This window comes from Streptomyces sp. NPDC052109, from assembly GCF_040680195.1.
GTDB lineage: Bacteria > Actinomycetota > Actinomycetes > Streptomycetales > Streptomycetaceae > Streptomyces.
Window position 1 is genome coordinate 120,746 of record NZ_JBFAWF010000025.1, and the last position, 16,903, is coordinate 137,648.

Annotated in this window: 13 protein-coding genes and 1 tRNA gene; 7 read left to right on the top strand and 7 right to left on the bottom strand. The window is 69.5% G+C overall.

Translation table 11 applies throughout. The features are described from left to right. Positions 1-379 precede the first annotated feature (379 nt). From AB0L59_RS35370 to purM, 4 genes are all read left to right on the top strand, one after another. Complete coding sequence (locus AB0L59_RS35370) at positions 380-1,177, top strand: sterol carrier family protein (RefSeq protein WP_365590754.1); 798 nt, start codon at positions 380-382, stop codon at positions 1,175-1,177. A 67-nt stretch (positions 1,178-1,244) separates the two neighbouring features. Continuing rightward, positions 1,245-1,682, top strand: a complete 438-nt coding sequence (locus AB0L59_RS35375; RefSeq protein WP_365590755.1) for an META domain-containing protein — start codon at positions 1,245-1,247, stop codon at positions 1,680-1,682. Between the two features lie 201 nt (positions 1,683-1,883). After that, a complete protein-coding gene (purF, locus tag AB0L59_RS35380; protein ID WP_365590756.1) occupies positions 1,884-3,413 on the top strand; it encodes an amidophosphoribosyltransferase in 1,530 nt (509 codons plus the stop codon). Between the two features lie 34 nt (positions 3,414-3,447). After that, positions 3,448-4,542, top strand: a complete 1,095-nt coding sequence (purM, locus tag AB0L59_RS35385) for a phosphoribosylformylglycinamidine cyclo-ligase (RefSeq protein ID WP_365590757.1) — start codon at positions 3,448-3,450, stop codon at positions 4,540-4,542. A gap of 78 nt (positions 4,543-4,620) precedes the next feature. Here purM and AB0L59_RS35390 read toward each other — a convergent pair whose 3' ends face one another. Both AB0L59_RS35390 and AB0L59_RS35395 read right to left on the bottom strand, forming a co-directional pair. Then, a complete protein-coding gene (locus tag AB0L59_RS35390; protein WP_365590758.1) occupies positions 4,621-4,878 on the bottom strand; it encodes a DUF3073 domain-containing protein in 258 nt (85 codons plus the stop codon). A gap of 290 nt (positions 4,879-5,168) precedes the next feature. Continuing rightward, positions 5,169-6,275 (bottom strand): Glu/Leu/Phe/Val dehydrogenase dimerization domain-containing protein, encoded by a 1,107-nt coding sequence (locus AB0L59_RS35395; protein WP_365590759.1) that lies wholly within the window; start codon positions 6,273-6,275, stop codon positions 5,169-5,171. 199 nt (positions 6,276-6,474) lie between these two features. On the opposite strand from AB0L59_RS35395, the gene AB0L59_RS35400 reads away from it, so the two are divergent. Further along, positions 6,475-7,317, top strand: coding sequence for a hypothetical protein (locus AB0L59_RS35400; protein WP_365590760.1), 843 nt, complete (start codon positions 6,475-6,477; stop codon positions 7,315-7,317). A 539-nt stretch (positions 7,318-7,856) separates the two neighbouring features. After that, entirely contained in the window at positions 7,857-8,063 is a 207-nt protein-coding gene (gene bldC, locus AB0L59_RS35405; RefSeq protein WP_003949541.1) for a developmental transcriptional regulator BldC, read from the top strand. A gap of 459 nt (positions 8,064-8,522) precedes the next feature. On the opposite strand, the gene AB0L59_RS35410 is transcribed toward bldC, so the two are convergent. The 5 genes from AB0L59_RS35410 to AB0L59_RS35430 form a co-directional block, all read right to left on the bottom strand. After that, positions 8,523-8,714: a DUF6274 family protein gene (locus tag AB0L59_RS35410; protein ID WP_365590761.1), complete on the bottom strand. Its 192-nt coding sequence runs from the start codon at positions 8,712-8,714 to the stop codon at positions 8,523-8,525. Between the two features lie 565 nt (positions 8,715-9,279). Beyond that, positions 9,280-9,354: transfer RNA gene (locus AB0L59_RS35415), tRNA-Asp, on the bottom strand. A 97-nt stretch (positions 9,355-9,451) separates the two neighbouring features. Continuing rightward, positions 9,452-13,396 carry an ATP-dependent RNA helicase HrpA gene (gene hrpA, locus AB0L59_RS35420; RefSeq protein ID WP_365590762.1) on the bottom strand — a complete coding sequence of 1,315 codons (3,945 nt, stop codon included), beginning with the start codon at positions 13,394-13,396 and terminating at the stop codon, positions 9,452-9,454. Between the two features lie 150 nt (positions 13,397-13,546). Beyond that, on the bottom strand, positions 13,547-13,891 hold the full coding sequence (locus tag AB0L59_RS35425) for a hypothetical protein (protein WP_365590763.1): 345 nt from the start codon (positions 13,889-13,891) through the stop codon (positions 13,547-13,549). After that, positions 13,888-14,094 (bottom strand): DivIVA domain-containing protein, encoded by a 207-nt coding sequence (locus AB0L59_RS35430; protein ID WP_365590764.1) that lies wholly within the window; start codon positions 14,092-14,094, stop codon positions 13,888-13,890. The genes AB0L59_RS35425 and AB0L59_RS35430 overlap by 4 nt, the downstream gene beginning before the upstream one ends. 515 nt (positions 14,095-14,609) lie before the next feature. On the opposite strand from AB0L59_RS35430, the gene AB0L59_RS35435 reads away from it, so the two are divergent. Further along, entirely contained in the window at positions 14,610-16,460 is a 1,851-nt protein-coding gene (locus tag AB0L59_RS35435) for a trypsin-like serine protease (protein ID WP_365590765.1), read from the top strand. Positions 16,461-16,903: the final 443 nt, after the last annotated feature.

Genomic DNA, 16,903 nt, shown 5'->3' on the forward strand with positions numbered 1-16,903 from the left:
GGCGGGCTCCGCCGCCGCGGACCGGACCCTCGGCAGCCGCGGGGCGAGCAGCGGGGACGCCGCAGTGGCGGCCACGGCGCCGATCCGCGGTGGCGGCCGTATGCCGCCAGTTCCTCGAATGATCGAGCGGCGTGACCCTCGACCGGCCTGGATCCCGGGCCGGGCCCCGTCGTATCCGCCGGCTCGTCCCGGGGGCACCGGTGCTGCGGGACCGCGCCTGTCCGCCCTCCGACCTCCGGGCGAAGCGCGCGGGAACGGGGCGGACCTGCCGAGAGCGTCGGCGCGGGCGCGACCGACGTCGGCGGCCGCTCCCGGCACACCGTCGCCCTGGTCGAAAACGGCCTGAAGGCCTACGCCGTCAAGGCATAGGCTCACGGCCATGCCACCGGCCAAGAAGCGCCCCCGCAGTTACGACCCCGCCAGGACCCGGGCGGCCGTCCTCGCCCAGTTCGGAAACGTGCGCGAGACCGTACGAGGTCTGGGCCCCGAGCGACTCGCCCTGCCCACGCGGCTCGGCGAGTGGACCGTACGCGAGCTGGTCGTGCACATCGGCATGGCCCTCACCGCGATCCACCGGGCGCTCGCCCTGCCCGAGCCGCCCAAGGCGGACGCCGTGCTGCTCGATTGGCCTTTCGCCACTGCGGCCAACTCCGCGGCCATCGACGAGTTCACCCGCAACCTCGCCGCCGAACAGCCCGACCTCGACGCCTACCTCGGGGACATCGACCAGTCCCTGCGCGCCCTCCTCGACGAGTATCCGGGCAGCCGGATCCTCCGGACGAGTGCCGGTGGGATGTCCATCGACGACTACCTGGTCACCCGCACCGTCGAACTCGTCGTCCACACCGACGACCTGAACGCCGCCGTGCCCGGCCTGGACGTGCCGTACGACCGCCAGGCCCTGGCCGCCGCCACTCGGCTGCTCGCCGACGCCCTCGCCGTGAAGGCGCCCGGCGGCTCCACCGAGGTGCGCGTGCCGCCGTACGCCGTGGTGCAGTGCGTCGAGGGGCCCCGGCACACCCGTGGCACCCCGCCGAACGTCGTGGAGACCGACCCGCTGACCTGGATCCGGCTCGCCGCCGGCCGCGAGAGCTGGAAGGACGCCGTGGCGGACGCCAAGGTGAGCGCCAGTGGGGAGCGCGCGGACATCGGGGGGCTGCTGCCGCTGATGTCGTAGGGCGCAGGCAGCGGAACCGGTCGTACCGTCGGCCCGTCGAACCCGTATGAACCGGTACAAGAACCGCATGATCCGCACTCCGGCGGCGGCCCTGTTCGTCGCGCTCACGGTGGCGTGCGGCACCGGAAGGGCGGACAGTGGGGCGGTGACCGCCCCACAGCCCGTGACCGGCGTCGACTGGCGCGTCGACAGTCTCACCGTCGGCGGCACGACCCGCGACGCGCCCGACACCGCACGCCTGCGCATCGACCCTGACGGCAAGGCGGCCGGCAACCTCGGCTGCAACCAGTTCAGCGCCCGCGCCACGGTCCACGGCGACCGGATCACCTTCGGTGATCTGCGCACGACCCGGATGGCCTGCGCCCCGGACCGGATGGCCTTCGAGCGCGCCCTGTCCCGCGCCCTCACCACCGGCACACTCGTCGCCAAGGGCGAGGACGGCAAGCTGACGCTCACCGACGGCGACGGTGACCGCATCCACCTGAGCCGCAACGCGGCCGGATGATGTGCGACGCCTCACTCACGCCCTGGGCTGACGCCCGCGCGAACGCCGCGCGGCAGGCCCCCGGCGCTCGACGGAGAGCTGCGGTCGCGCCCCTGACCTGCACAAACGCGGAAACTGACAAGCTGATCGGTTATCCGAGATCTGAGGGAGGCAGGTATCCCCAATTCGGACCAGTGGTCGACCTCGCCTACACTCGGTGGCGTGCCACGTGGTGACGGTCGACTCAATCACGATCTGCTTCCCGGCGAGAAGGGCCCCCAGGACGCTTGCGGCGTCTTCGGTGTCTGGGCTCCGGGCGAAGAGGTCGCAAAGCTCACGTACTTCGGGCTCTACGCCCTCCAGCACCGGGGTCAGGAATCCGCGGGAATCGCGGTCAGCAACGGCTCCCAGATCCTCGTCTTCAAGGACATGGGCCTGGTCTCCCAGGTCTTCGACGAGACCTCGCTCGGTTCCCTCCAGGGTCATATCGCGGTCGGACACGCCCGCTACTCGACCACCGGCGCCTCCGTGTGGGAGAACGCCCAGCCGACGTTCCGCGCCACCGCGCACGGCTCGATCGCGCTCGGCCACAACGGCAATCTGGTCAACACGGCCCAGCTCGCCGAGATGGTCGCCGAGCTGCCGAACGACAACCACAGCCGCTCCGCCCGGGTCGCGGCCACGAACGACACCGACCTGCTGACGGCCCTGCTCGCCGCCCAGGTCGACGAGGACGGCAAGCCGCTGACCATCGAGGAGGCCGCCCACCAGGTCCTCCCGAAGGTCCGGGGCGCCTTCTCGCTCGTCTTCATGGACGAGCACACCCTGTACGCCGCCCGTGACCCGCAGGGCATCCGCCCGCTGGTCCTCGGCCGGCTGGAGCGCGGCTGGGTGGTCGCCTCCGAGTCCGCCGCCCTGGACATCTGCGGTGCCAGCTTCGTCCGCGAGATCGAGCCGGGCGAGTTCGTCGCCATCGACGAGAACGGCCTGCGCAGCTCGCGATTCGCAGAAGCGAAGCCCAAGGGCTGTGTCTTCGAGTACGTGTACCTGGCCCGCCCGGACACCGACATCGCCGGCCGGAACGTGTACCTCTCCCGCGTGGAGATGGGCCGCCGGCTCGCCAAGGAAGCCCCCGTCGAGGCCGACCTGGTCATAGCGACCCCGGAGTCCGGCACGCCGGCCGCCATCGGCTACGCGGAGGCCTCCGGCATCCCCTTCGGTGCGGGTCTCGTGAAGAACGCCTACGTCGGCCGGACCTTCATCCAGCCCTCGCAGACCATCCGCCAGCTCGGCATTCGCCTGAAGCTGAACCCGCTGAAGGAAGTCATCAAGGGCAAGCGCCTGGTCGTCGTCGACGACTCCATCGTGCGCGGCAACACCCAGCGGGCCCTGGTCCGCATGCTCCGCGAGGCGGGCGCCGCCGAGGTCCACATCCGGATCTCCTCGCCGCCCGTGAAGTGGCCCTGCTTCTTCGGCATCGACTTCGCCACGCGCGCGGAGCTCATCGCCAACGGCATGACCATCGAGGAGATCGGCACCAGCCTCGGCGCCGACTCGCTCGCCTACATCTCCATCGACGGCATGATCGAGGCGACCACCATCGCCAAGCCGAACCTGTGCCGCGCCTGCTTCGACGGCGAGTACCCGATGGAGCTGCCGGACCCCGAGCTGCTCGGCAAGCAGCTCCTGGAGACCGAGCTGGCGGCCGGTCCCGCCGCCACGGCCGCGGCCGACGCGATCCGTCGCCCGTAACCATCCCGCGTACGACACGAAAGCTCTCACAGTCATGTCTGCTGAATACGATCAGCGTGCTCCGCACGCGGGAACCGGCGCCAGCTACGCAGCGGCGGGCGTCGACATCGAGGCGGGCGACCGCGCCGTCGAGCTGATGAAGGAGTGGGTGAAGAAGACCCGGCGCCCCGAGGTCATCGGCGGCCTCGGCGGTTTCGCCGGCCTCTTCGACGCCTCCGCCCTCAAGCGCTACGAGCGTCCCCTCCTCGCCTCCGCCACGGACGGCGTCGGCACCAAGGTCGACATCGCGCGCCGCATGGGCGTCTACGACACCATCGGCCACGACCTGGTGGCCATGGTCATGGACGACATCGTGGTCTGCGGTGCCGAGCCGCTGTTCATGACCGACTACATCTGTGTCGGCAAGGTCCACCCCGAGCGCGTCGCGGCCATCGTGAAGGGCATCGCCGAGGGCTGTGTGCTCGCCGGCTGCGCCCTGGTGGGCGGCGAGACGGCCGAGCACCCGGGTCTGCTGGGCGAGGACGACTTCGATGTCGCCGGGGCCGGTACGGGCGTCGTGGAAGCCGACCGGCTGCTCGGCGCGGATCGCATCCGTACGGGCGACGCGGTGATCGCCATGGCGTCCTCCGGGCTTCACTCGAACGGGTACTCCCTGGTCCGCCACGTCCTGCTGAACACCGCCGGCCTGGCCCTGGAGACGGAGGTCGCCGAGCTCGGCCGCAGCCTCGGCGAGGAGCTGCTGGAGCCCACGAAGATCTACTCGCTGGACTGCCTGGCGCTGACCCGCACCACGGACGTGCACGCGTTCTCGCACATCACCGGCGGCGGCCTGGCGGCCAACCTGGCCCGGGTGATCCCCGACGGGCTGCACGCGGTCGTCGACCGTTCCACCTGGGCCCCGGGCGCGATCTTCGACCTGGTCGGGAAGACCGGGAACGTCGAGCGCCTGGAGCTGGAGAAGACCCTCAACATGGGCGTCGGCATGATGGCGATCGTCCCCGCGGAGTCCGCCGAGGTGGCGCTCGCGACCCTGGCCGACCGCGGTGTCGACGCATGGGTGGCCGGCGAGATCACCGAGCGTGGCGACAACGCGACCGGCGCGGAGCTGGTGGGGGACTACGCCGCCTGATCCCGCGGCCGGCGACCGTGCGCACAGCACAGAAACCGGTCGGTGGCTGTGCCACCGACCGGACTGGTCACTGCAAGGTCAAGCGCCGCGACGGTGCTGTTGGTGAGGATCGTTGTCGTCCTCTTCCTCGTCGTCGTCCTCGTAGAGGTCGGCGTAACGAGAGTAGAGATCGTCCTCGTCGTTCTCATCGTCCTCGAACGGCTCGCTGTTCGGCGGCTGGCTCGAAGTCGATGCGCCCAGTTCACTGGCCAGACGTGACAGGTCAGTCCCACCGCTGTTGTACTTCAGCTGGCGGGCGACCTTTGTCTGCTTGGCCTTGGCCCGGCCGCGCCCCATGGCTCGACCCCCTCGGTGACGGGGCTCGACGGCCCCAGAGTCTGACACGCGTTCATGATCCGGAACGGACCCTCCGCGGAGAGGCCGGTCCGTAGGGCTTCCACGGTACCTGAGCCCGCGCCCATACGGTACGTCGCCCGCAGCACGCGCGTGTGCCCAGGACCTTCGAGGCGCCCTGTCCTCGCTGGTCAGTGGCGATTTTAACCACTTATCGGGGAACGACCCGCCGGTGGAAGTGAGAGTTCTCTCTAAGTTCCCGCCGACGGGTACCGCTCACCCGTGCGACCGGCTCACAGCGCGGCGTGTCCCGCGCGGGCCTCGGCCATCCGCTGCTCGGCGATCCGGTCGGCCGCGGCGGCCGGCGGAATCCCGTCATCCTTCGCACGTGCGAATATGGCCAGCGTGGTGTCGAAGATCTTCGCCGCCTTCGCCTTGCACCGGTCGAAGTCGAACCCGTGCAACTCGTCGGCCACCTGGATGACCCCGCCGGCGTTCACCACGTAGTCCGGCGCGTAGAGGATCCCGCGGTCGGCCAGGTCCTTCTCCACGCCCGGGTGGGCGAGCTGGTTGTTGGCCGCGCCGCAGACCACCCTGGCGGTGAGCACCGGGACGGAGTCGTCGTTCAGGGCGCCGCCGAGCGCGCAGGGGGCGTAGATGTCGAGCCCCTCGACCCGGATCAGCTCCTCGGTGTCGGCGACCGCCGTCACACGCTCGGGGTACTGCTCGAGGATCCGCTGGACGGCGTCCGTGCGCACGTCCGTGACGACGACCTCGGCACCCTCGTCACGCAGGTGCTTGACCAGGTGGTGGCCGACCTTGCCGACGCCGGCGACACCGACCTTGCGGCCGCGCAGCGAGGGGTCGCCCCACAGGTGCTGGGCGGAGGCGCGCATGCCCTGGTAGACGCCGAAGGCGGTGAGCACGGAGGAGTCGCCGGCGCCACCGTTCTCGGGGGAGCGGCCGGTGGTCCAGCGGCACTCGCGGGCCACGACGTCCATGTCGGCGACATAGGTGCCGACGTCGCAGGCGGTGACGTAGCGGCCACCGAGCGAGGCGACCATGCGGCCGTAGGCGAGGAGCAGTTCCTCGGTCTTGTCGCGCTCCGGGTCGCCGATGATCACGGCCTTCCCGCCGCCGTGGTCGAGACCGGCCATGGCGTTCTTGTACGACATCCCGCGCGCGAGGTTGAGGGCGTCGGCGATCGCCTCGGCCTCGGTCGCGTACGGGTAGAAGCGCGTGCCGCCGAGGGCCGGGCCCAGGGCGGTGGAGTGGATGGCGATCACGGCCTTGAGGCCGCTGGCGCGGTCCTGGCAGAGCACGACCTGCTCATGGCCTCCCTGGTCCGAGTGGAACAGGGTGTGCAGGACATCAGCGGGCGCGCCGGTTACGTCGGTCACTGTGGTGACTCCTGTGTAAATAGCGGCGAGTGGGGTCGGACCCCGTGCGGGTGGCGGGGTGCCGTGGCATGAGCGTAGAGCCTCGGCACGACCACCATCCGCGCAGTGTTCAGGATCACTCTCCAGGGGCGTTCGCGCACGCATGACCGTGGCACGATTTGCAGTGTTTCGAGCCGGGTCCGTTGGGGAGGGAGCAGGCGTGCCGAAGGTGTCCTCCGTGGTCGTCCCCTATGCCGCGTATCTGCGCGTGTACGAGCCGCTGGGCGCCTTCCCGGAGCCGGAGCGCAGCCACTGGACGCGCTACGCCCGCCGCACCGACCGCCCCTCGTACCAGGACGAACTGCGACGCTCCCTCGCCGACTTGCTGCCCACCCCGCCGGTCGCGGTGCCGGTGCACGAGAGCAGCGACGCCTTCGTGCTGGAGGTCGACGGCGTGGTCTGCGTGTGCCCCTGGCGGACCCGGCTGCGAGGCTGGCAGGCGCTGGGCGAGCTGGCGGAGGAACTGCCGGCGCCGGTCCTGGACGCGGTGCTGCCACCGGTCGTACGCCGCCAGGCCGCCCAGGACTACGAGCGCTGGCTCGCCCGCAACCCCGACGCCCGCCCGTGGATCCGTACGGCGACCTGGCAGGTGCCGCTGAACTGGTTCGTGCTCGTCTCCGACGAGGAGCGGCGCTATGACAAGGGCACCGCGGAGGTGCCGCCGCTGCTGCGCTACCGCACGCCGATGGTGCAGGCCCGGCGGCGGGTGGCGCGGGGCCTGCGCGCCCTGAGGGACACCGTCGAGGAGAGCCCGCTGATCGACGGCCTGGTGGACGTCGGCCGCTGGCTGGAGGAGTTCCACCCGCGCTCGCTCGTGGAGCTGGACTACGGCGGCCTGGTGCACGTGCTGCCGGCCGGTGAGCTGGAGGACGACCACTCGGCGGCGGACGTGGCCGACGGCATCGACGCGCTGCGCCGGGGCGACGGGGAGGCGGCCGGGGAGGCGTACGTGCGCCTCGTGGAGCGCTGGCGGGCGGTACGGGACCGGCGCTCGGCGAACTGAAGTTCCGGAAACGCCGCAAGAGTGACGTACGTCACGGCTCGAACGGCGTCGAACGTCGTACGGTCTAGGCCACTTGACCAGGTGACGGGATGTTGGTCCCGATCTGGACTTTTGCCTCAAGGGTGATGGACGGCACTTACGCGGCCCTTGCGCCTCTTGCCGCCCCTCATGCCAAAATAGGACAAGGAGTCCGGGGAGGACTCCGTCCGTCCGCGTGTGCTCCATTGTGGGCGGATTCTCAGCATTGCACGCTTTGGGGGGTCTGGTGACTCCTGATCGTCCTGTGACTGATCGTCACAGTGGCGTGACTGTCCGCTATGGCATGGTCCATCGGCTTCCGTCGCTGATGAACACCTGGGAGGGCAATTCCATCGGTTTGGCCGACGTGGCTGGACAGATGGTGTAGTTGTAGTGCCGAGGACAAGCCGTTCGTCCTATAACCGACTCGGCCCGCGTCCGCCATTTCGGGCAACGCGGGTCAAGGTGCAGAATTTAGAGGAAAGAACCGAGAAGGTTCGGTTCTCCCGAGGAGGCCGCTCATGACCGCTCGCACCCCTGATGCCGAGCCGCTGCTGACCCCGGCTGAGGTCGCCACGATGTTCCGCGTGGACCCGAAGACGGTCACGCGGTGGGCGAAGGCCGGCAAGCTCACGTCCATCCGCACGCTCGGCGGGCACCGCCGCTACCGCGAGGCCGAGGTCCGCGCTCTGCTCGCGGGCATCCCGCAGCAGCGCAGCGAGGCCTGAACAACTCCATAACCGGGCAAACCGGCAGGTCCCCCAACCCGTCGAGGTGCCCGAAACCCTAGCTCCAAGCGACGCGGGACCTGCCCCAACAGGCCCACGCCCAAGCCGAACAGAACGTTGTAGGCAGCGACACAGGGTGCGTCGTAGATCGCGCTGGACTCCGCCGGGTCCAGCGCGATCTTTTTTGTGCGCTGGTCGGGGCGTGGGCGGGTCGCTGTGAGCGGCCTTGTCGGAGTCTGGGCAGGGCTGTCGGAACGGCTGTGCGTGACCGCTGAGAGCGGTGCAATTGCACATATTAAATTGACCAGTTGTAGGACGGGGGTAAGTACCGCCCTTTCAAAAACTCATGCGGTGACTCCCGTCACACGCCCCGGCGGTTGTTGCCGACGGTACGGGTGCGCTAGTGGAGCGGCCGGTTCCAGCGTCCCACGCCCGGTGGGCCGTTGGGGCCGGCGTCGGTCACGCGCTGCGGGGACTTTCGTCCTCGGCTTCCTCGTCGCTCGCTTCGGGGTTCCGCGAGCCGGCGTCCATCGCCAGCCGCAACAGGTGATGACAGACGGGGCAGTGGCGGGTGAGATGCCGGTAGGACGAGGCGGCCGACAGATGGGCCCTCAGCAGCGCCCGCGTCTCGTGCCTGACCGATGCCGCCATACGCCACCTCCAGGGGCCGCACAGCGGAGGCGGGCCCTGTCTTCTGGGTACCGACGGAATGTGACGTCGTCAAGAGCGCGGGGTGGCTCCGCCGGTTCGGCCGCTCCTCCGGGCGCCCGTGCGGACCCGGCGCGCCGGTCTGCGCCACCCCCTGGGGCCTGCCGCCCCACCCTCGGCCCTGAACGTCCCTCGTCCTCAACGCCGGACGGGCCGAAACACCCCGACCGGTCCCAGGAGTCACCGGCATGAGGAAGGGCCCGCGGTCCGTCGCCGGATGCGGGCCCTGGTTCGATGCGGCCCTGACGGTGGTGTGCCGCCGCTCGATTGCGGCGCGCCGGGGGCGCGGTGTCTCCGCCTTGGTGGGGTGGTGCGTGGTGGGCGGTGGGCGGTGGGTGTACGACGAGGGCCCGCGGTCCGTTGCCGGATGCGGGCCCTCGTTCTACGCGGTCCTGACGGGATTTGCTGTGTTTGATTGCGGCTGCGCCGCGGGCGCGGCCTCTGTCATGGGGGTGGGTGTACGACGAGGGCCCGCGGTCCGTTGCCGGATGCGGGCCCTCGTTCTCTGCGGTCCTGACGGGATTTGAACCCGCGGCCTCCACCTTGACAGGGTGGCGAGCACTCCAAACTGCTCCACAGGACCAGGTTTCGCGGCGCTTGGCTTGCTGCTTTGCGCTGCGAGAAGAGACTGTACAGGAGGTGGGGCCGCCTGGTCGAACTCACCCCCTGTACTCGAGCGACTACGATACGGCCGCGTCGATCGCCTTCACGATCCGCTTGTCGGAGACGGGGTACGCGGTGCCCAGGGCATGGGCGAAATAGCTGACCCGGAGCTCCTCGATCATCCAGCGGATGTCCAGGACGGAGGACGGCACCGGGCGGCCCTTGGGGAGCTGTTCCAGGAGCCAGGCGTACTCGTCCTGCATCTCGTGGACCTTCTCCATGCGCGTGGTGTCCCGCGGGACGTTCGTCGGCATCTGCTGCAGGCGCCGGTCCGCGGCCACCAGGTAGCGCATGAGGTCGGGCAGGCGGCGTATGCCCGCCCATGTGACGAAGCCCGGCTTCACGAGGGCGTCCAGCTGCTTGCGGACGTCCGTCAGGTTTGCGAGCAGCACCGGGCTGCTGACGGCCTTCAGGCGGCGTTCACAGGCCTGCCAGGCGGCGAGGACCTGCTGCACCTGGCCGACCGTGCGGACCGTCGTGTCGACGATCTCGGCGCGCACCTTGTCGTACAGCTTCCGGTACGACTCCTCGTCCCACGCCGGCCCGCCGAAGTCCGCGATCAGCCTGTCCGCCGCCGCCATCGCGCAGTCGTCGAAGAGGGCCTGGACGGAGCCGTGCGGGTTCGCCGACAGAGCGAGCTTCTGGGCGTTGGTCAGCTTGTCCGACGCGAACTTCGCCGGGTTCACCGGGATGTTACGCAGGATCAGGCGCCGCGTGCCCTTCCACATCGCCTCGGCCTGCTCGGCCTCCGTGTCGAAGAGCCGGACCGAGACCGTGTCGCCGTCGTCCACCAGTGCCGGGTACGCCTTGACCGGCTGTCCGGCGCGGCGGGTCTCGAAGACCCGGGCGAGCGTGCCGATGGTCCAGTCGGTCAGGCCCCCGCGTTCCAGGGACTCGCCGCCCTCGCGGGACGCGGTCGCCGCTGCCGCCTGGGAGAGGGCCTCGCGCGCCTTCGGCTTCAGCCGCAGCTTGAGCGTCTCCAGGTTCTTGTCCTCGGCCAGCTTCCGCCGCCGCTCGTCCACGATCCTGAACGTGATCTTCAGGTGGTCGGGGACCCTGGACCAGTCGAAGTCCTCCGCCTCGAACGGCACGCCGACCATCCGCTTCAGCTCGCGGGCCATCGTCACGGCCAGCGGCTCCTGGAGGGGCACCGCCTTCTCCAGGAACGCCTTCGCGTAGTTCGGGGCGGGGACGTAGTTGCGGCGGATCGGCTTGGGGAGGGAACGGATCAGCTCCGTCACCACCTCCTCGCGCAGGCCCGGGATCTGCCAGTCGAAGCCCTCGTCCGTGACCTGGTTGAGGACCTGGAGCGGGATGTGGACCGTGACGCCGTCGGCGTCGGCGCCCGGCTCGAACTGATACGTGACCCGGAACTTCAGCCGGCCCTGTTGCCAGGAGTCCGGATAGTCGGCCTTGGTCACCGCCTCCGCCGACTCCCGGATGAGCATCTCCCGCTCGAAGTCCAGGAAGTCCGGCTGCTCGTGCCGCTTCCGCTTCCACCAGGAGTCGAAGTGCGCGCCGGACACGACGTGTTCGGGCACCCGCTGGTCGTAGAAGTCGAACAGGGTCTCGTCGTCGACCACGATGTCCCGGCGCCGCGCCCGGTGCTCCAGCTCCTCGACCTCGCTGAGGAGCTTGCGGTTGTCGGCGAAGAACTTGTGGTGCGTGCGCCAGTCGCCCTCCACCAGCGCGTTGCGGATGAACAGCTCGCGACTCGTCTCCGGGTCGACGCGGCCGTAGTTCACCTTGCGCTGGGCGACGATCGGGACGCCGTACAGCGTGACCTTCTCGTACGCCATCACCGCCGCCTGGTCCTTCTCCCAGTGCGGTTCGCTGTACGTCCGCTTGAGGAGGTGCTCGGCGAGCGGCTCGACCCAGTCGGGCTCGATCTTGGCGTTCACCCGCGCCCAGAGCCTGGACGTCTCCACCAGCTCCGCCGACATCACGAACTTCGGCTGCTTCTTGAACAGCGCCGAACCCGGGAAGATCGCGAACTTGGCGTTCCGGGCGCCCAGGTACTCGTTCTTGTTGCCGTCCCGTACGTCCTTCATCCCGACGTGGGAGAGGAGGCCGGCGAGGAGCGAGACGTGGATGCGGTCGCCGGCGGCATCCTCCTCGTTGAGGTGGATGCCCATCTGCTTGGCGACCGTACGCAGCTGGGTGTAGATGTCCTGCCACTCCCGGATGCGCAGGAAGTTCAGGTACTCCTGCTTGCACATCCGCCGGAAGGAACTCGATCCACGCTCCTTCTGCTGCTCGCGGATGTACCGCCACAGGTTGAGGTAGGCGAGGAAGTCGCTGGTCTCGTCCTTGAAGCGGGCGTGCTGCTGGTCGGCCTGGGCCTGCTTGTCGGCGGGGCGCTCACGCGGGTCCTGTATGGACAGCGCGGCCGCGATGACCATGACCTCGCGGACACAGCCGTTCTTGTCGGCCTCCAGGACCATGCGGGCCAGGCGCGGGTCGACGGGCAGCTGGGCCAGCTTGCGGCCGGTGTCGGTGAGGCGTTTCCGCGGGTCCTTCTGGGCGGCGTCCAGTGCGCCCAGCTCCTGCAGCAGCTGCACGCCGTCGCGGATGTTGCGGTGGTCCGGCGGGTCGATGAAGGGGAACTTCTCGATGTCGCCGAGGCCGGCCGCGGTCATCTGGAGGATGACGGAGGCCAGGTTCGTGCGCAGGATCTCGGCGTCCGTGAACTCCGGCCGGGCCAGGAAGTCGTCCTCGCTGTACAGCCGGATGCAGATGCCGTCGCTGGTACGGCCGCAGCGGCCCTTGCGCTGGTTGGCGCTGGCCTGCGAGATCGGCTCGATGGGCAGCCGCTGGACCTTGGTGCGGTGGCTGTAGCGGCTGATCCGGGCGAAGCCGGGGTCGATGACGTACTTGATGCCGGGGACGGTGAGGGAGGTCTCCGCGACGTTCGTCGCCAGAACGATCCTGCGGCCGGTGTGCGGCTGGAAGACCCGGTGCTGCTCGGCGTGGGACAGCCGGGCGTACAGCGGCAGGACCTCGGTGAATCTGTACTTCTTCTTCTCCAGGGCGTCCGCGGTGTCCCGGATCTCCCGTTCACCGGAGAGGAAGACGAGGATGTCGCCCTTCCCCTCCGCCATCAGCTCCTCGACGGCGTCGGTGATCGCGGTGATCTGGTCCCGGTCGGCGTCCTCGGAGTCCTCTTCCAGGAGCGGCCGGTAGCGCACCTCCACGGGGTACGTCCGCCCGCTGACCTCGATGATCGGGGCGTCGCCGAAGTGCCGGGAGAAGCGCTCGGGGTCGATGGTCGCGGAGGTGATGACGACCTTGAGATCCGGGCGCCTGGGCAGCAGCTGGGCCAGGTATCCGAGCAGGAAGTCGATGTTCAGGGACCGCTCGTGGGCCTCGTCGATGATGATCGTGTCGTAGGCGCGCAGCTCGCGGTCGGTCTGGATCTCGGCGAGCAGGATGCCGTCCGTCATCAGCTTGACGAATGTGGCGTCCGGGTTCACCTGGTCGGTGAAGCGGACCTTCCAACCGACGGCTTCCCCGAGCGGCGTCCTCAGCTCGTCCGCGACCCGCTCGGCGACGGTCCGGGCGGCGATCCGCCGAGGCTGGGTGTGCCCGATCATGCCGCGCACGCCACGGCCCAGCTCCATACAGATCTTCGGGATCTGCGTGGTCTTGCCGGAACCGGTCTCACCGGCCACGATGACGACCTGGTGATCGCGGATGGCCTCGGCGATCTGGTCCTTCTTCTGGCTGACCGGCAGCTGCTCCGGGTAGCCGACCGCGGGCACACGGGAGCGCCGCTCGGCCATGCGGACCTCGGCCTTGCCGACCTCTGCCTCGATCTCGGCGAGGACGGCGGCGCGGGCCTCCGGCTTACGGATCTTGCGCGCGCCCTCGAGCCGCCGACCGAGCCGGTGCGCGTCACGCAGCGACAGTTCGGTCAGACGGGGAGCGAGGGTGCCGAGAGCGGGGGCGGGATGCGTAGACATACGCGATCCAGGATCTCACCCCGCCCGAAAAACTCGCGAACGATTTGACCGGGCCACGTCTGCGGCTGCGCCGCGTGGGCGCGACCAGCCACAACGCACACGCATCCGGCGTACGACAGGCACCCCTACGGCGGGTTGCCGACGGTTGCCTCAGGGGGTGCGCTGGGCCGGTGGCATCGAGGTGGGGGGTGTCGAGACGGGTGGCGTCGAGACGGGCGCAGCGCCGCCGCCCTGCTGCCCCAGCGCGATCGACCTCGCCGTGTTGGAGACGGCCTTGATGCCCAGATAGGCGGTGGTCATGCTGCTCACGGCCGTGAACGCGGCGGTCAGGATGCCGACGATCACGGACTTGTCGCCGTCGAGCCGCCACACGCCGAAGACGGCGACCGCGGCGATCGCCAGATTGCTGACGATGACCGCGAGCAGCCCGTACCGTGCCCGGGTCTTCTCCAGCTGGGTGTCCGTCGTCATGGCGGCGGCCTGGTCCTGGCTCATCTCCCCGCTCCCCCGTTCAGCAGCTGTGAGACCCGCGCGTCCACCTGTGACCGGTCGTACCCGCGCCGGACGATGTCGAAGACGGGGGGTGTCTCGGACGCCGTGCCCGAGGCCAGCCGGGTCAGATAGGCATCCACCTGGGTGCGGTCGTACCCGCGCCGGGCGATCTCGAAGCCCTGGAAGCCCGGGAAGTCGTCTGCCATGCATGCCCCCTCATGACGAAGGCCCCGTTCGTCGAACGGGGCCTTCGTGGCTGTGGCTGGGGCCGGGGTCGAACCGGCGACCTTCCGCTTTTCAGGCCGCGTCCTGGTGGGGCGTCCCCTGATCATAGGGGGCGGACGCGTCGGGAGAGAGACGCCCTTGTGCGCTGCTGTCGGCGTACCGGTCGGCGTACGACGGCACCAACGACGACCAGCGCGACGTGGTCGGGTATGGAGTCGTCCCCGTGCAGCAGCGGAGGCTGACCGGCAAGGTGGTCCTCGGCGATGCCAACCCGGCGGCTTTGCAAAGTCTTGTGTGGTTGTTCCGCATGCGTTTCCTGGCCGGTCCCAGGGCCACTTCCTGATCGTTCCTACGATCGGGCGGCCGCGGGGCGGGGAACAGAATTTCGGGACGTGTCGGTCCCGAACCAGTTGGCGCTATCCACGAGCCGCCGTCGGTCGGCGGCTTTCTCCCTGTCCGCGTGCGAGAAACCATCTTTCACCGACGGGAGATCTGAGTGTTCCCTACCCACAGGGCCAGCGGGGGCGTAAGACGCAGGCGACGGGCGCGGAGAGTCGTTCCCGCTGCCGTAGCGCTTGCCGCCGCCCTTGCCGGCGCCTTCTCTTTGGCGTCGGCCCACGCTTCCCCCGCTGCCGTTCCCACTCCCGCCCCGGCGAAGGCCACGGTCGCCTCGCAGGCGCAGTTGACGGCTCGCGTGAAGGGGGCACTGCGGACCGACCACGCCTCGCAGACGCGGTCCAAGCCGTCCGCGACCGCCGCGACGCCGAGCACCGCGCCGCCGACCGCCACGCCCTCGGCCTCCGCGACGACCACCGTCGACCCGAAGATCATCGGTGGTACGGAGACCACGATCGCCAAGGCTCCGTGGATGGCGCAGCTCTGGTACTACGACGACAAGGGCACCAGCGACACTTCGGACGACATCGGCTTCTTCTGCGGCGGCTCGGTCGTGTCCCCGACGAAGATCCTCACCGCCGCGCACTGCGTCAAGGGTTACAACTGGCACGCCAACGGCACCATCGTCACCGGCACCGACCAGCTGCCGACCGACAACAGCGACGGCTCGGTTGACCTGCACGGAGGCACCGTCTCCGGCGTATGGCGGCAGTGGAACCACCCGTCGTTCAACGCGACCACGATCGACAACGACATCGCGGTCCTGACGCTGCCGAACCCGGTCAGCGTCAAGCCCATCAACATCACCACGTCGAACGACACCTCGTCCTACGGGGCGGGCACCAGCGCAACCCTGTACGGCTGGGGACGCACGAGCTCCACCAGCGGCGACATAGCGCAGACGCTGCGCACCGCGACGCTGCCCATGGTCTCGGACGCCACCTGCTCCAGCACCTACACCACCGACTTCGTCGCGGGCCACATGGTCTGCGCAGGCACCCCGGCCACCGGATCGGACAGCGGCACCGTCGCCGCCTGCAACGGTGACTCGGGCGGTCCCTTGATCGTCGGCGGCAAGATCGTCGGCGTGGTCTCCTGGGGCGTCCAGGACTGCGTGGCCTCCGGCTCGTACAGCGTCTTCACGAAGGTGAGCACGTACGTCGGCGCGACATACCCGCGCATCGACGACACCAACCTGAGTGGCGACGCCAATGCCGACCTGTTCGTGCGCCGCGCGTCCGACAACACCGGCTACGAGTACGACTCCAAGGGCACGTCCTTCGCCACCCGGATCTCCTGGGGCTCCTACAGCGACAAGAACGTCGTCCTGCAGACCGACCTCAACCGGGACGGCTACCAGGACCAGATCATCCGGCGCGCCTCCACCGGCGCCGTCTACTGGCGGCACTACATCCCTGCGAGCAACAGCTGGGCCACCCCCTTGGTCTTCGGCAACTGGTCCACCCGTACGAAGATCGTCGCACCCGGCGATGTCACCGGCGACGCCCAGCCCGACCTGCTGTCGGTGACGGCGAGCGGGATCCTCTACGTCTACCCGGGCCTCGGCAACGGGACGTTCGGCTCGCCGGTCGCAGTCGGCAGCGGCTGGAACCAGTACAACGTGCTGCTCGGCCACGGCGACTTCACTGGCGACGGTAAGGCCGACCTGCTCGCCCGCAGCAGCAGCAACTCCGCCGTCTACCTCTACCCGGGTACCGGCAAGTCCGGTTCGGGGACGTTCGGCGCCCGGATCCAGGTCCGTACGTGGGGCCAGTTCAACGCGTTCGACGCTGTCGGCGACATCACCGGGGACGGCAGGGCCGACCTCGTCGCTCGCACCCCGGCTGGCACGCTCTATCTGTACCCGGGCACGGGCAAGGCCACGTCCGACATCTTCGGCACCCCTGTGACGATCGGCACCGGTTGGCAGCAGTACAACCTGTTCGGCTGAGACGGACCGTCGCGGAGCGGCCCCGGGCGTGTCTTCGAGACATGCCCGGGGCCGCGTCACACCGACCGGCGGGTGCCATCCGCGCAACTCCAGGCAGAGGCTGGGCAGTGGGATGTGCGACGGTTGCCGCAGCCGACACGGGCGCCTGACGGGGTTGCTGTAATTCCCTGCGGGGCGGGCAATGCAAGAGGCCCCGTGGGAGGGCGCTTGACCGTGAGTGAAATCTGGTCTCCGCTTTTCAGGCCGCGTCCAGGTGGGGCGCGGCCTGATCATAGGGCCCGTGGGCGTCGGGGGGTAGCTGTCTTTGTCCGCTGCTGTTGGCGTACGGGTTGGCGTACGCCAACGAGACCTAGTTGTACTGACCCGTGAGGTTGGGGACGCGGCTGGCGGGTGGTTGGCCCTTGAGCGCGGTGTGTCCGCGGTGGTGATTGTAGGTGTGCAGC